The 14,814-nt window shown below is 67.9% G+C and carries 8 protein-coding genes, 2 tRNA genes and 1 pseudogene; 4 read left to right on the top strand and 7 right to left on the bottom strand.

The features are described 5' to 3' along the window. Positions 1–80: 80 nt before the first annotated feature. Together AB4Y67_RS04180 and AB4Y67_RS04175 are read left to right on the top strand one after the other, a co-directional pair. A complete protein-coding gene (locus AB4Y67_RS04180) occupies positions 81–866 on the top strand; it encodes a PspA/IM30 family protein (RefSeq protein WP_441404532.1) in 786 nt (261 codons plus the stop codon). A 168-nt stretch (positions 867–1,034) separates the two neighbouring features. Next, positions 1,035–2,474 (top strand): cryptochrome/photolyase family protein, encoded by a 1,440-nt coding sequence (locus AB4Y67_RS04175; protein WP_441404531.1) that lies wholly within the window; start codon positions 1,035–1,037, stop codon positions 2,472–2,474. 247 nt (positions 2,475–2,721) lie between these two features. Here the strand turns inward: AB4Y67_RS04175 and AB4Y67_RS04170 are convergent. The 4 genes from AB4Y67_RS04170 to AB4Y67_RS04155 all read right to left on the bottom strand — a co-directional run bounded on the left by AB4Y67_RS04170 (position 2,722) and on the right by AB4Y67_RS04155 (position 7,562). Continuing rightward, positions 2,722–2,795: transfer RNA gene (locus AB4Y67_RS04170), tRNA-Met, on the bottom strand. Positions 2,796–2,963: 168 nt separating this feature from the next. After that, positions 2,964–3,037: transfer RNA gene (locus AB4Y67_RS04165), tRNA-Met, on the bottom strand. Between the two features lie 187 nt (positions 3,038–3,224). Next, the gene (locus AB4Y67_RS04160) at positions 3,225–6,242 is read right to left on the bottom strand and encodes a UPF0182 family membrane protein (protein ID WP_441404530.1); all 3,018 of its coding nucleotides are present in this window, start codon (positions 6,240–6,242) and stop codon (positions 3,225–3,227) included. Positions 6,243–6,413: 171 nt separating this feature from the next. Next, positions 6,414–7,562, bottom strand: coding sequence for a YlbL family protein (locus tag AB4Y67_RS04155; protein ID WP_441404529.1), 1,149 nt, complete (start codon positions 7,560–7,562; stop codon positions 6,414–6,416). Positions 7,563–7,797: 235 nt separating this feature from the next. Here AB4Y67_RS04155 and AB4Y67_RS04150 point away from each other — a divergent pair, with 235 nt between their 5' ends. Next, positions 7,798–9,288 (top strand): zinc-dependent metalloprotease, encoded by a 1,491-nt coding sequence (locus tag AB4Y67_RS04150; protein ID WP_441404528.1) that lies wholly within the window; start codon positions 7,798–7,800, stop codon positions 9,286–9,288. A 178-nt stretch (positions 9,289–9,466) separates the two neighbouring features. Here the strand turns inward: AB4Y67_RS04150 and AB4Y67_RS04145 are convergent, their stop codons facing one another. The 3 genes from AB4Y67_RS04145 to nudC all read right to left on the bottom strand — a co-directional run bounded on the left by AB4Y67_RS04145 (position 9,467) and on the right by nudC (position 13,497). After that, a complete protein-coding gene (locus AB4Y67_RS04145; protein WP_441404527.1) occupies positions 9,467–10,147 on the bottom strand; it encodes a M48 metallopeptidase family protein in 681 nt (226 codons plus the stop codon). Further along, positions 10,147–12,288, bottom strand: a complete 2,142-nt coding sequence (locus tag AB4Y67_RS04140) for an ATP-dependent DNA helicase UvrD2 (RefSeq protein WP_441404699.1) — start codon at positions 12,286–12,288, stop codon at positions 10,147–10,149. Before AB4Y67_RS04140 ends, AB4Y67_RS04145 begins: the two co-directional genes overlap by 1 nt. Before the next feature lie 141 nt (positions 12,289–12,429). Beyond that, positions 12,430–13,497: an NAD(+) diphosphatase gene (nudC, locus tag AB4Y67_RS04135; protein ID WP_441404526.1), complete on the bottom strand. Its 1,068-nt coding sequence runs from the start codon at positions 13,495–13,497 to the stop codon at positions 12,430–12,432. A gap of 189 nt (positions 13,498–13,686) precedes the next feature. Here nudC and AB4Y67_RS04130 point away from each other — a divergent pair. Further along, positions 13,687–14,637 (top strand): annotated as a pseudogene (locus AB4Y67_RS04130) (macrolide 2'-phosphotransferase); the annotation flags it as partial. Between the last annotated feature and the right edge of the window lie 177 nt (positions 14,638–14,814).

Here is a 14,814-nt window from a genome sequence, read left to right as displayed (position 1 = left end):
CCGAACGGCGGATAGAAGCAATACGTACATAGTTCACCGAATTCAGTGGGAACCCACTGAGCAGGACGAAAGGTATCACCATGAAGCAGTCCATTTTCGGCCGCATGGCGCAGCTGGCGAAGGCCAACATCAACTCCCTGCTGGACCAGGCCGAGGACCCGCAGAAAATGCTGGACCAGATGGTCCGGGACTACACCAACAACATCGCCGAAGCCGAGGCCGCGGTGGCCCAGACCATCGGCAACCTGCGCATGCTCCAGGATGATTACAACGAAGACATCCGGAACTCCAAGGACTGGGGCAACAAGGCCCTCGCAGCCTCCCGCAAGGCCGACGAGTACCGCGCCAAGGGTGACATCACCGACGCCGAGAAGTTCGACAACCTGGCCAAGGTGGCGCTGCAGCGCCAGATGTCCGCGGAGAACGAGGCGAAGTCCGCCGAGCCGAGCATCGCCTCGCAGTCCGAGGTCGTGGACAAGCTCAAGCACGGCCTGGACCAGATGAAGGGCAAGCTCAACGAGCTCACCAGCAAGCGCAACGAGCTGGTGGCGCGGTCCAAGACCGCGGCTGCCCAGTCCCAGGTGCACGATGCCCTCAAGAGCATCGACTTCATGGATCCCACGTCCGAGGTGGGCCGCTTCGAAGAGAAGATCCGCCGCGAGGAGGCCAAGGTCCGCGGCCAGCAGGAACTTGCCGCGTCCAGCCTGGACGCACAGTTCAACTCGCTGGAGGACCTCGGCGAGCAGACCGAGATCGAGGCGCGGCTTGCCGCGCTGAAGTCCGGCGGCTCCCCCGCGGCCATCGGCGCCGGCGAGGGCCGGGCAGCCGGCTCGACGGTCGACGAAGCCGACTTCGACAAGCTCTAGGCACTTCCCCGGCGGGCTTCCGCCGGACTGTGGGCACCGGATATCTGCAGAGGCCGGGCCCGGGACCGTCGGTAGACGGGTCACCGGGGCCCGGCCTCTGCTGTGTCCTGCCGCGCAGCCGGTACCCGGCCGCCCCGGGCACGGCGGTTGCGCGTGTACCGTTGATCCATGTCTTCGGGATCCCTGTCTTCGACCCTTGTCTGGCTCCGCGACGACCTCAGGCTGGACGACAACCCTGCCCTGAGCGAGGCGGCCGCACTGGGACAGCCGCTGACCGTGGTGTACATCCTCGACGAGTTCTCCCCCGGCGTGCGCCCCCTCGGCGGCGCCACGAAATGGTGGCTGCACCACTCCCTGGCGGACCTCGCCGCCGGCCTGGAGGCCGCAGGATCACGCCTGCTGCTGCGCCGTGGCGAGGCTGCGGGCATCATCCGTGAGCTCGCCGAAGAATCCGGGGCCTCGACGCTGCTGTGGAACCGCCGCTACGGGGGGCCCGAACGCGAGGTGGACGCCGGCGTCAAAACCTGGGCCGCTGAACAGGGGCTCACTGCTTCCAGCTTCCAGGCGAACCTGATGTTTGAGCCGTGGACCGTGCGGACCGGGGCGGGCGGGCCGTACAAGGTCTTCACGCCCTTCTGGCGGGCCTGCCTGGATGCTCCGGAGCCCCGGCTCCCCCTGGACGCCCCGGAGCGCCTCCCGGCGCCGGCTGTGGACGCGGACGGTGGACTCCCCGCCGGCGACGACCTCGACAGCTGGGGGCTGCTCCCCCGCACGCCGGACTGGAGTGCCGGCCTCGCGGACACCTGGCAGCCCGGGGAAGCCGGTGCCCACGAACGGCTTGAGGACTTCCTCGACGGCCCGGCGGAGGACTACGGCACCGGCCGGGACACCCCGGGCGTCGAAGGGACCAGCCGGCTCTCCCCCCATCTGCGGTTCGGCGAAATCAGCCCGTTCCGGATCTGGCACACACTGCGCGGACGCTTCGGCCCCGCGGCGCCGTCCGACGTCGGGATCTTCCGGACCGAACTCGGCTGGCGGGAATTCTGCTGGCAGCTGCTGTACGAGAACCCGGAGCTGGCCACCCGCAACTACCGGCCCGAGTTTGACCGCTTCGCCTGGCAGACGCCGTCGGACGCCGAACTCGGGGCCTGGCAGCAGGGCCGCACCGGCTATCCCCTGGTCGACGCCGGCATGCGACAGCTCTGGCAGACCGGCTGGATGCACAACCGCGTCCGGATGGCCGCCGCGAGTTTCCTGGTCAAGAACCTCCTGGCAGATTGGCGGCTCGGCGAGGCCTGGTTCTGGGACACGCTCGTGGACGCCGACGCCGCGAGCAACCCCGCGAACTGGCAGTGGGTGGCCGGGTCCGGCGCCGACGCCTCGCCCTACTTCCGGATCTTCAATCCGGTCACCCAGAGCAAGAAGTTCGACGCCGGCGCCCGCTACCTGCGCGAGTTCCTCCCGGAGCTGTCCGGGCTGGACGACAAAGCGATCCACGAGCCGTGGAAGGCCAACGGTGCGGCAGCCGACTACCCGGACCCGGTGGTCGGGCTGCCGGAGTCCCGCGCCCGGGCGTTGGAGACGTACCAGAGGCTCAAAGACGCCTGAGGCGCTCTCCGCCTGACCGGCCGCAGCTACTGACACTGCCGCTCGCCGTCCGGGGCGCCTTTGGACACGATTTCCTGCCCTGAGGTCGGCCTCCGCGGCGTGTCCGTGTCAAAGTGCCCCCGGACCGCAGCGGGCGAGACCAGCCGCGCCCGGGTCCGGCGGCTCAGGGGCCCGGCAGAATTCAGGCGAACCGTGACAACAAGAAAGGCCCGGATCACCAGATCCGGGCCTTTCTTTTCTTCTTCAGTTGCGGGGACAGGATTTGAACCTGTGACCTCTGGGTTATGAGCCCAGCGAGCTACCGAACTGCTCCACCCCGCGTCGCTTGATCAACACTACCCTACTTTTGGCGCCGTCCGAGCCACCGCCTGACACGTCGCCCGGGCGACCGCCATGCCGTCGCCCGAACTGCCCTCTGCCGGCTTAAACTGCCGGCTTAAAGCAGAAGGTCCGGGACACTGTTTCCAGTGTTCCGGACCTTCTCTTCAGTTGCGGGGACAGGATTTGAACCTGTGACCTCTGGGTTATGAGCCCAGCGAGCTACCGAACTGCTCCACCCCGCGTCGCAAGATCAACTCTACCTGCCGGTGAACATGAGGCCAAATCGAGGTGGCGTGATGTGCGTCTCCCGGCGCTGCGCCGTGCAGCCGTCGGCTGCGACACAGTGCGGTCCGGGAAGGCCGAAGGCCGGGTTCCCGCCCCCAGAGGAGCGCGGACCCGGCCTTCAACCGTGTGTCCTTTAGCCGTGCATCAGCTGCTGGGCGTCGGGGCCGGGGTGGGCGCCGGCGTCGTGGCATCCGGTGCCGGAGTGGCCGCCGGCGCGGGAGCCGGTGCCGCCGCCGCGATCTTGGCTTCGGCGTCGATGGCCCGCTGCAGGGCGGCCGAGAGCTTCCGCTGCTCCTCGCCGTAGGCGGCGAAGTCGCCCTTCGCGAGGGCCTCCTGGCCCGCCTTGATGGCGGCGTTCGCCTCGTCCAGGGCCGCCTTCAGCTCCGCCTTGGCGTCGGTGCTGCCCGGTGCGGACGGGGTGCCGCCCGGCGCTGGCGCGGCGGGCGTCCTTCCGTTGTTGGCCGAGTCGCCGGCGCTCGCTCCCGACGCACCGCCGAACAACTGGTTCAGGGCCTCATCCAGGGTGGGCGCGAAACCGATCTTGTCACCAAATGCCACCAGGACGCGCTGCAGCGTGGGGTACGAGGTTTCACCCGTGGACCGCAGGTAGACCGGCTGGACGTACGCCATGCCGCCGCCAACCGGCAGTGTCAGCAGGTTGCCGTTGAGCACTGCCGACGCACCCTGGCGCAGCAGGTTCAACGCCTGCGAGACCGTGGGGTCGGAGTTGAACTTGTTCTGCGCCTGGCCGGGGCCGGGGACGTTGGTCTCCGGCGGGATCTGCAGGAGCCTGAGCTGGCCGTAGCTCTCTGCCTTTACGCCCTTCTCCTTGCCGGCATCGGAGTCGGCGGCCAGGAAGCCGTAGAGCACGTTGCGGGCGTTTCCGTTGACCACCTGCGGAATGAAGGAGGAGGTCAGCTGGAAGGCCGGCTTGTCCTGGTCAGGCATTTTCAAGGACATGTAGTACGGGGGCTGCTTTACGTCGCTCTGTACGGTCGGATCGTTCGGCACGCTCCAGGCGTCGTTGTTCGTGTAGAAGTTGTCCGCCTGGGTCACGTGATAGCGGCCCAGGAGTTCCCGCTGGACCTTGAACAGATCCTCCGGGTAGCGGACGTGGCTCATGAGCGCCCCGGACATTTCCGAGAACGGCTTGAGCGAGGTCGGGAAGATGTTCTGCCACGCCTTCAGCACCGGGTCCTGATCGTCCCAGGCATACAGGGTCACCTTTCCGTCGTAGGCGTCCACAGTGGCCTTGACCGAGTTGCGGATGTAGTTGACGGAGGTGTTCGGCAGGGAGGCTGTCCGCCCCGCAGTGGTCTGCGAGTCAGCCGTGGCCTCGGACAGCTGCTCCTGCTGGGAGTACGGGTAGTACTGGCTGGTGGTGTAGCCGTCCACGATCCACTTCACCCGGCCGTCGACGACGGCGGGGTAGGCATTGCCGTCCACGGTGAGGTACGGGGCAACCTTTTCGACGCGTTCCCGGGGGTTTCGGTCGTAAAGGATCTGCGACTCGGCGTTCACACCGTCGGAGAGCAGCAGGTCCGAGGACTGGAACTTGATCGAGTAGAGAACCTTGTTGAAGAAGCTGCCCACGTTCGGGCCGCCGTCGCCGGTGAAGGTGTACTGCGTTTCGCCCCCGCCTTCCTTGGCGGCGGGCCGGTCCTGCTCGCGGTTCGGGGCGCCGTCGGGGGCGCCGACGATTGAGTAGTCGGGCGAGTCTTCGCCGAAGTAGACCCGCGGCTGGTAGGTCGAATCATCGCCGAGAACGCCTGTGGACGGGATTCCGGACTGCAGGAACTCGGGCTTGCCGTCGACGGTGAACTTGTTGCCCTTGGCGGCGACGACGCCGTAGCCGTGGGTGTAGACAACGTGGCGGTTCAACCAGGACTGCTGGTTGGCGCTCAGGCCGTCGGGGTTGAGCTCGCGGACCGCAATGACCGTGTCCTGGATCTTCCCGTCAATCTCGTAGCGGTCCACGTTCAGTGCGCTGGGGAACTGGTAGTAGGGGCGGTACTGCTCGAGCTGGGAGAACGCGTCCGAGATCAGGTTGGGGTCCAGCAGGCGGATGTTGGCCGTGGTCTGCGCGTCAGGGGCCAGGGCGCCCGTGGTGGCGTTGGTGGTGGCGTTATACACCGTCTCCTGGACCTTATCCAGGCCGTAGGCCGAGCGGGTCATGCTGATGTTCCGCTCGATGTACTGCTTCTCGAGCGTCTGCTCCGAGGGGCGGACCTGGAACTGCTGGATCACCCAGGGGTAGACGCCGCCGGCCAGGATGGAGGTGATGACCAGCATGGCGGTGCCGATGACAGGGAGCCGCCACTTGCCGATCACTGCGGCAACGACGAACAGCACGGCGACGAGGATCGCGGCCACGGCCAGGATGGATTTAGTGGGAATGACGGCGTTGACGTCTGTGTACAGCGCACCGGCCCAGCGGCCGCCGCTGTTCTGGACGGATGCGTAGCGGTCCAGCCAGAAGTTGGCGCCCAGCAGGAGCAGGAAGGCGGCACCGGTGACGGCGAGATGGATCTGCGCCGCACGGCTGGTGAAGATGCCGCGTTCCATGATCCGGATGCTGCCGTAGAGGTAGTGCGTCAGGATGCCGGCGACGCCGGCGACGATGGTGACGCTGATCAGGAAACCGGTGACGAAGCCCAGGAACGGCAGGGTCATCAGGTAGAAGCTGATGTCGAGCCCGAACTGCGGATCGTTCTGGTTGAAAGGTTCCTGATTCAGGAACAAGAGCACTCTCTGCCATTGACTGGCGGCTGCGCTTCCGGCGAACAGTCCGAAGAGGATGGGCAGGCCGATCATAACGACGCGTCGGACCGGTTCAAGCTGGACCTGGTAGCGGTTCAGGTTGTCGCGGATGTCCGAGTCCGGTGCGTACACCGGGCGCGCATGGTAGGCGATGCGGATGGCGAAGAAGACGGCGGCGAACATGATGGCGAAGCCGGCCAGGAAGATGGCGATGCGTGCCAGGTTCTCGGTCAGGAAAACTTCGAAGTAGCCCAGCTGCTGGTACCAGAGGACGTCCGTCCAGACATTGGCGAAGAAAATGAAGCCGACCACGATCAAGGCCACCACAATCAACGTCGGCGTCAATGCGCCTCGTCGTTGCTGGGGTCTTCCGGGCGGGACAGTGCTGGCGGGACGGGACAAACTCGGTACCTCATAGCTGGTCGTCAGTTACTGGTTTTTGGTTATCAGTGCGGTGCTTCGACGCGGCAACCCAGGTTGCCGCGCCGTGCCTGCCGCCGGCACCGCCCGTAAGGGGCGGCGGAGCCGTCATATGTGCCACGAGTGGCAGCGGATCTTAGTTCCGCGGCCAGTCTAGTTGGTGGAGCAAACCGGAAGACCGGATGTGTCGGCCCCTGACGCGGCCAGTTCGACCGCCTTCCGCGCTTCGGCCAGGGTCTCGACCCGAACCACCTGCAGTCCGTCCGGGATATGGCCGACGACGTCGTCGCAGTTTGCGGCCGGTGCCAGGAACAGCGTGGCGCCGCCGGACCGCGCGCCGTGCATTTTTTGGCTGATGCCGCCGATCGGGCCAACGGCTCCGTCGGGGGTGATGGTGCCGGTTCCCGCGATGTGCTTGCCGCCGGTCATATCGCCCGGAGTAACGGTGTCCACAATGCCCAGGGCGAACATCATCCCGGCGCTGGGACCGCCGACCTTGTCGAGGGAAATCTTGACGTCGAAGGGGAACTTGAACTGGTACTGCAGCATGACGCCGAGGATGAACCGCCCTGCGGGGGTCTTCGACGGCGTGATGTTTGCCGTCACATTGCTGCCGCCACGGTCGACGACGACGTCCACCGGGGCGCCGTTTCCGGCGGCCAGTTCGGCCTGGACGACGCTCAGCGCGGTGGCCGGCTTGCCGTTGATGGACACCAGCACGTCGTTTTCCTGGAGCTTGCCGGCGGAGGCGGACCCCTCAGGGATACCCGCGACCTGCATTTTCTGCTCGAACGGAATGCCCAGTTCCTTGAGGGCGGCAGCCACGGCGTTCTCCTGCGAGGTGGTCATCGCCACAGCGCTCTCCTGCTGTGACTGTTCCTTCGTGACCCCCGTGGGGAAAACGAGTTCTTCCGGGTAGACGGCCTTGGAGCCATTGAGCCAGGCCGACAGCGCTTCCACGACAGTCACCGGACCGTTGGGGCCGCCGTCGACGTAGACGGTGGTGAGGTCCAGGTTGCCTTTCGCCGGGAACGACTCATGGCCGGTGACATTGATGACCGGTTTGCCGTTGTCACTGCCGAGAGTGTTAAACGTCGGGCCGGGTGATTCCACGACGTAGGGGACGGGCAGGCTCACCGCGGTGATACCCAGCGCCAGTGCGAGCAGCCCCGACACCAGCATGGCTGATGAGCGCTTGTCCGGCTTCCCCGCGGAACGTGGTCCGGAGAGGAGCGATCGTCTGCCCCGGGACTGGCCGGCGGCCGGCTCGCTGGCGGGCTGCCCGCCCTGCGTAATTGTCAATGAAGGACCTCTCCGTGCCGGCGCCCGGGGACCCTGCGGACCCCTGGTCAGCGCACCGCGTCCGCAGCCTGTGCCGCGGCTGCCGCCTGCAAATATTCCAGTGTCTAACACTACGCGCTCGGCTGGCTGCCGGGCTCTTTGCCGACAGCGAACGTGGCGGGGTTTCAGCAGACAGCCCGCTGGCAGCGGGGTACCGTGAACGTGAGAAGCAGCCACACCGACGATCGGCGGGATCATGACCTCCAACCCACTTAATCCGTCCAATGGCGACGAGGAACCCCAGGATCCGCTGGCAGAAATGTTGAAGAACCTGATGGGCGGCCAGGGCATGGGGAACATTGACCCTGCGGAACTGGCGAAGGCCGCGGGGCTTCCGGACGACCCGAACCTCCTCGCCCAGATGTTCTCCCAGGTCCAGGCGATGATGAGCGCCCCGTCGGATGGCCCCGTCAACTGGCAACTGGCGCACGAGAACGCCCGGCGCGTAGCCGCCAGCGGCTCCGACCCGTCCGTCACGGCGCAGCAGTCGCGGGAAGTCGATGAGGCCCTGAGGCTGGCCGAAATGTGGCTTGACCAGGTCACCGGGCTGCCTTCCACCGGACTGATTGGCCGGGCCTGGTCCCGGGCCGAGTGGGTTGAAGAAACGCTCGGCACCTGGAAACGCCTGACCGAGCCGGTAGCCAACAGCATCGCGAATGCGCTGTCCGCCGCCATGACCGAACAGATGCCGGAGGAAATGAAGTCCATGATGGGCGGCGCCTCCTCAATGCTGCAGAACATGGGCGGGGCGATCTTCGGCATGCAGCTGGGCCAGGCCATCGGCGCCCTGTCGGCAGAAGTTGTCAGCTCCACGGATATCGGGGTCCCGCTCGCCGACCTCGAAATGGCATTGCTGCCCTCCAACGTGGCCAAATTCGGCGAAGGCCTCAGCCTGCCGGAGAACGACATCCGGCTGTTCCTCGCAGTCCGTGAAGCAGCCCACGCCCGGCTCTTCGTCCAGGTTCCCTGGTTGCGGGGGCACCTCCTCGGCGCGATCGAAGCATACGCCCGCGGCATCCACATCGATACGTCCAAGGTCGAGGAACTCGCCCGCGAACTGGATCCAGGCAACCCGGAAGGCATCCAGGAGGCCCTGTCGCAGGGCGTCTTTATGCCGCAGCGCACCCCCGCGCAGGAGCAGGCCCTCGAGAAGCTCGAGACCGCCCTTGCCCTGGTGGAAGGCTGGGTTGATGAACTGAGCTGGGCCGCCACCGAAAAGATGCTGCCCTCGGCTGCCGCGCTGCGCGAGACGGTGCGGCGCCGCCGCGCCACCGGAGGACCGGCCGAACACGCCTTCTCCTCCCTCGTGGGACTGGAGCTGCGGCCGCGCCGGCTCCGAGAGGCCGCCGCGCTGTGGGCCACGCTCAAGGACGAACGCGGTGTAGACGGCCGCGACGCCATCTGGCACCACCCGGACCTGCTGCCCACCGCCGAAGACCTGGAAGACCCGAAGGGCTTCAGCGAACGCCGGAAGCTTGCCGAGGCCAGCGACTCCGAGGTTGACGACGCGCTGCAGAAGCTGCTGAGCGGCGGATTCGACGAGCCCGAGGACGCGGGTCAGTCAATAGAAGGCACCGAAGACACCGATGGCGCAGGGGAATCAGGGAAACCCGGTGACGCCGGTGAAGAGTCCGGCGAGGCCGAAACCGGCGACGCAGCCGGCAACGGCGAGAACCCCAAGCCCTAGCTGAATACCCGATGGCCCCGGCCGGAACTTCGGTTCCTGCCGGGGCTTTTCCGTGCCGCCGGCGACCGGTCTTCGGCGACGCGGGCCGGCCGGCTACGGCCGGTCTTCGGCGACGCGGGCCGGCCGGCTACGGCCGGTCTTGTGGTGCCAACCTGAACGGCCAGCCCGAGCAGGGAATTCAGACGGTTTTAGTGTTCGCGTCCACGTTGCCCTCGCAGGCGCCGTCCACGTCGTCCTCGTCACCGGCCGGCGCGAGGCCGCGGGACGTGGCGAAGGAGACGCCCTCGAGGAATGCCTTGGCCCGGGCCGTGTCCGGGTAGGCCTCGAGCAGCCGCCAGAACGCGGCGTTGTGGCCGGCCACCAGCAGGTGCGCCAGCTCGTGGAGGAGCACATAGTCGATCACCCACTGCGGCATGGGCTGAAGCTTGTCGGAGAGCCGGATGGTCCCGTCCGACGGCGTCGCGGACCCCCAGCGCGAGTTCTGGTTGCCCACCCAGCGGACAGAGGACGGCACCGCCCGGCCGCCGAAGTACCTGGCGGAGAGCTCCGCGGCGTACGCCGCCAGGGCGGCATCACTGCGCGGACGCCGCCTGCCGACGCCGCGCGTACCGCGCTCCCCCTGGAGCCGCAGCTTCTCCAGCATCCGGTGCACCCATTCGCGTTCCTGGGCGCGGCTGAAGGAGGCCGGTATGGCGACCACCGCGGTGCCGTTTTCCCAGAATGCCGCGACGGTGCGGCGGCGGCGGGCGGAGCGCCGCACTTCCACCGGGGCGCCGTCGGCGGTGGTCAGCGGCGTGGCTGCGGGGGTTGCCGGGCTGCCTGCCCGTTCGCCGGAACGTGTGGTGCTGCGGCCGGCCATCAGACGGTGGCGCTTTCGACCAGCACTGCCAGTACTGCCTCACCGTACTTCTCCAGCTTGGACGGGCCCACGCCTGGCAACGTGGCCAGTTGCTCGAGGGATTCGGGCCGGGCTTCGGCGATGGCGGTCAGGGTTGCGTCCGTGAAGACCACGAAGGCGGGGACGTCGGCCTCGAGCGCGATGTCCTTGCGCCATTGCCGGAGCGCATCGAAGGTCTGCTCCTCGTAGCTGGGCGGGCACTGGTTGCAGCGGCCCACCTTGCGTTCGGCGCCGGAGGAGAGCATGGTCCCGCAGACCCGGCAGGTGGCCGGCACGGCGGCCTTGCGCCGCGGCGCGGGTCCCTTGCCGCGGGCCGAGGAGCTGGCCACGGAGTCGGGACGCAGCCCGTCCAGGAAGCGCGAGGGCTTGCGGTTGGCGCGCCCGCCCGGCGTGCGCGCCGTGGACCAGGACAGGAACAGGTGCTCCCTGGCGCGGGTGATCCCGACGTACAGCAGCCGGCGTTCCTCATCGACTGACTCGGGGCTGTCGGCGAAGGAGATCGGCATGAGGCCCTCGCTGAGCCCGACGAGGAACACGGCATCCCATTCGAGGCCCTTGGCGGCGTGCAGCGAGGCGAGCGTGACGCCCTGCACGGTCGGGGCGTGCTGGGCGAGGGAGCGTTCCTGGAGTTCGTTGACGAACTCCGAGAGGGTGAACTGGGCACCGCGGCTGACCACGAGCTCGTCGGCCAGCGCCACGAGCGCCGCGAGGGATTCCCAGYGTTCCCGGAGGGCACCGCCGCTGTGCGGGGCGGCCTCGGTGTATCCCAGCGAGGCGACGATGTCGCGGACGAGCTGGCCCAGCGGCTCGGGGCTGGCGGTTTCCGCGACGGCCCGGGTGGCTGCCCGCAGTTGCAGGATGGCGTCGCGGACTTCCTTGCGCGCGAAGAAGCGTTCGCCGCCGCGCAGCTGGTAGCCGATCCCGGCGGAGGCCAGCGCCTGTTCGTAGGCCTCGGACTGGCCGTTAGTGCGGAACAGCACGGCGATCTGGCTGGCCGGGGTGCCGGCGTCGAGGAGTCCGCGCACCTTGACCGCCACGGTGGCGGCCTCCGCCTCGTCGTCGGAGCATTCCGTGAATTGCGGGACCGGGCCGGGCGGGCGCTGCGCCACGAGCTGCAGGGGCGTGGCCCAGGCGGCGTCGGCAGCCGGGCCGCCGCTGCGCCGGCCGCCCAGCAGCTCGTTGGCCAGTTTCACCACCTGCGGGGTGGAGCGGTAGTCACGGATCAGCTTGACTACGGTGGCCTCGGGGTACTGCGCCTTGAAGCCGAGCAGGTGCTTCGGCGAGGCGCCCGTGAACGAGTAGATGGTCTGGCTGGCGTCGCCGACGACGCACAGCTCGTCACGGCCGCCCAGCCACAGTTCCAGCAGCCGCTGTTGCAGCGGCGAAACGTCCTGGTACTCGTCGACGACGAAATGCCGGTACTGCTCGCGGACGGTGGCGGCGACCTTCGGGTCCTCCTGGAGGATGCCGACGGTGATCAGCAGGACGTCTTCAAAGTCGATGACGTTCCGGTCGGTCTTGACGTCCTCGTAGGACTGGAAGACACGGGCGACGGCGGTCAGGTCAAAGCCGCCCGGAGTGCCGCGGCCCTGTGCTTTTTCCAGGTAGTTGGCGGGCGTCAGCATAGACACTTTGGCCCATTCGATTTCGGAGGCCAGGTCCCGGATCGAGGCGCGGTCGGTGCTGAGGCGCAGCCGCCGGGCGGCCTCGGCGATCATCTGGGCCTTGTGGTCCAGCAGGTTGGGCAGGACTCCGCCGACGGCCTGGGGCCAGAAGAACTGGAGCTGGCGCAGCGCTGCTGCGTGGAAGGTCCGGGCCTGGACGTTGCCGACGCCGAGGTCGCGGAGGCGGCTGCGCATTTCGGCCGCCGCCCGGGCGGTGAAGGTGACGGCCAGCAGCCGCTGGGGGCTGTACACCCCGGAGTGCACGCCGTAGGCGATCCGGTGGGTGATGGCGCGGGTCTTTCCGGTACCTGCGCCCGCGAGGACGCACATGGGTCCCTGCAGGGTGCTGGCGACGTCGCGTTGTTCGGCGTCGAGGCCGCCGAGGATGCGCTCCTCAAGGGAGCGGTTGTCCGGCGCGAGGGGTTCCGCTTCCGGCACCCCGTCGCCGGACGGGAAGGCGCTGGACTGGAAGATATCTGTGTTCACTTTTGCTGCTCAGCCGTTCGAGGATGTCCTGTGGATGCGCCGCGGCGGAGGATCTGCCGCGGGTCGGTGCCGTTGGGTGTTGTCACGAGGGCCTCATGCGGTGTCCGCGCGGTCCTGGATGACACCGCCGTACCAGTGCTCGATCAGGGACCGGGCAATGGACAGCCTGCTGGAGATGACGATGTCGCCGCTGAGCACTGCTTCCTGCAGTTCGCTCCGGCTGAACCAGCGTGCCCGGGTGACTTCGACGCCGTCGGGCGTGGCTTCGGTGTCCTCGGTGGTGGCGGTGAAACCGAGCATCAGCGAGGCGGGGAAGGGCCACGACTGGGACCCGAGGTACTGGCACGCGGTGACCCGCACACCGACTTCCTCGCCGATCTCCCGGACGACGGCCTGTTCCAGGGACTCCCCCGGCTCGACGAAGCCGGCGAGGGTGGAGTAGTTCCTGGCATCCAGCGGGCCGCCGCCGCCGAGCAGCAGCCGGCCGTCCGGTCCGACGACAGTGACAATGATGGCCGGATCGGTCCGCGGGTAATGCTCTGAGCCGTCCGAGGGGCAACGGCGTACCCAGCCTCCGGCTTCCGGCGCCGTTGGGGTCCCGCAGCGCGGGCAGTGGGTGTGGGTGGCGTGCCAGTTCGCGATGGCGCTGGCTTCGACGAAGATGGCGGTGTCTGTGGGGTTCAGCGCCGCCGCGACGTCACGGAACCCGGCCCACTGCGCGCCCTCGGGGATGCCGGCAATGTGGGCCTCGAATTCCTCGGCCTGGACCTCGAACTGCTGCGGCAGGATAAACAGCACCAGTTCGGTGCCCGCGGCGAGATCCGTGCCTGGCAGGGCAGAACCCAGATAGATCAGCTGTTCGGGGGCGTAGGCAGTGTCCCGCAGGTGCCGGGCCAGTTCGGCCGCATCCAGCAGCACCAGGCTGTTGCCGTCGACGAGGGCCTGCCGGCCGGACAGCACCATGGCGCGTGCGCCACCGGCGGCCATGAGCGCCTCAAGCATTCCGGGCTTCAGCCGGGCCGCTGATCCGCGGTCGATCAGCGCCGGCCGCACGGGAAGGGCGAAGTCTTCGAGCAAGTTGGCTGCCGGGCCGGGGTGCGCGGAGGTTAACGTGCCCGTCCGGGCTTGGTGATTGGGCGCCGGTGACTCCGCAAGACTCATGTACCCACCGTACTGACTCGCGCTGACAAATGACATTTTTCTCCCTCGTATGTGGGCATCCGCACGTGCCCGGCGGGCGGCCGCCGGGGCGGTTTGGCAACGGATTCCCGGGGCGCAATTTATTCCTGATCTTTCAGACTCGCCGTGGTGCATCGCAGTCTTCGGCGCCGGTCAATCTACCGTGGAAGAGTGAGAAGAAAACCAATCGAACTGGCAGCTGTGGCAACCGCGGCAGTCCCCGGACTGACCCCGACCGCCGTTAGCTCTGCGCCCGACGATCCGGCAGACTTCGATTCGGCTTTACTCGTGGATTCCGAAGGCAAGCGCTGGCGCGTCCGCTCGCCGCGCCACGCCGAGGCCAGTGCCCGGCTGGAAACGGAATTCCTGGTGCTCCGCGCTTTCGTCCCGGCCATCCGGGCCGAGCTCCCCTTCCTGATGCCCACCATTGCCGGCACGGTGCGGCAGGGACCGCTGAGCACTTTCGTGTACTCCCATCTGGCCGGTTCCACGCAGTCGGTTGAAGAACTCGGCGCCGCGTCCCCCGCGGTCGCCCGCGAAATCGGCGCGGCCCTCGCCGCCATCCATGACCTTCCCCACTCGCTGGTCAGCAACGCCGATCTGCCCAGCTACACGCCCAACGAGTTCCGCCAGCGCCGGCTCAACGAACTGGACCAGGCCGCGACCACCGGCAAGATTCCGCCGCTGCTGCTCCGGCGCTGGGAACATGCCCTCGAAGACGTCTCCCTGTGGCGCTTCAACCCTTGCGTGGTCCACGGGGACCTCCACGAGGACAACCTGATGGTCGACGGCGACCGCGTCACCGCCGTGACCGGCTGGACCGATCTGCGCATCGGTGACCCGGCCGACGACATGGCCTGGCTCGTCGCATCCAACGACCAGGATTTCGTGGACTCCGTGCTGGAGCACTACACCTCCTCCCGCCGCGACGTGCCCGACGCCCACCTGTTGCGCCGTGCAGCGCTCTCCGCGGAATTCGCCTTGGCGCAGTACCTCGTCAAGGGCCTCGCCGCCGGGAACCAGGACATGATCGACGAGGCCGAGTCCATGCTGACCGTGCTCGCCGACGACGTCGCCGAACACGGCGGGCAGCCGATCAGTGTTGAACCACTCCCGGCGCCGGGGCCCGCCCCTGATCCTGGCCATGCACCGCGACCGGACGATGCGCCGCTCCCGGCCGTCAGCAAGGTCACGCTGCTGGCCCCGGATTCGGTGTCCGGGCTTGCCGCCGTTCCAACCGGCAGCGCGATGCCTGCCGTCCAGGTGACGCCGATCCCTGTCGACGCCCCTGACACCGAC

This window comes from Arthrobacter sp. YAF17, from assembly GCF_052113365.1.
Classification (GTDB): Bacteria; Actinomycetota; Actinomycetes; order Actinomycetales; family Micrococcaceae; genus Arthrobacter.
The sequence above is the reverse complement of the archived record's forward strand: the minus strand, read 5'-3'. Positions and strand labels throughout refer to the sequence as shown.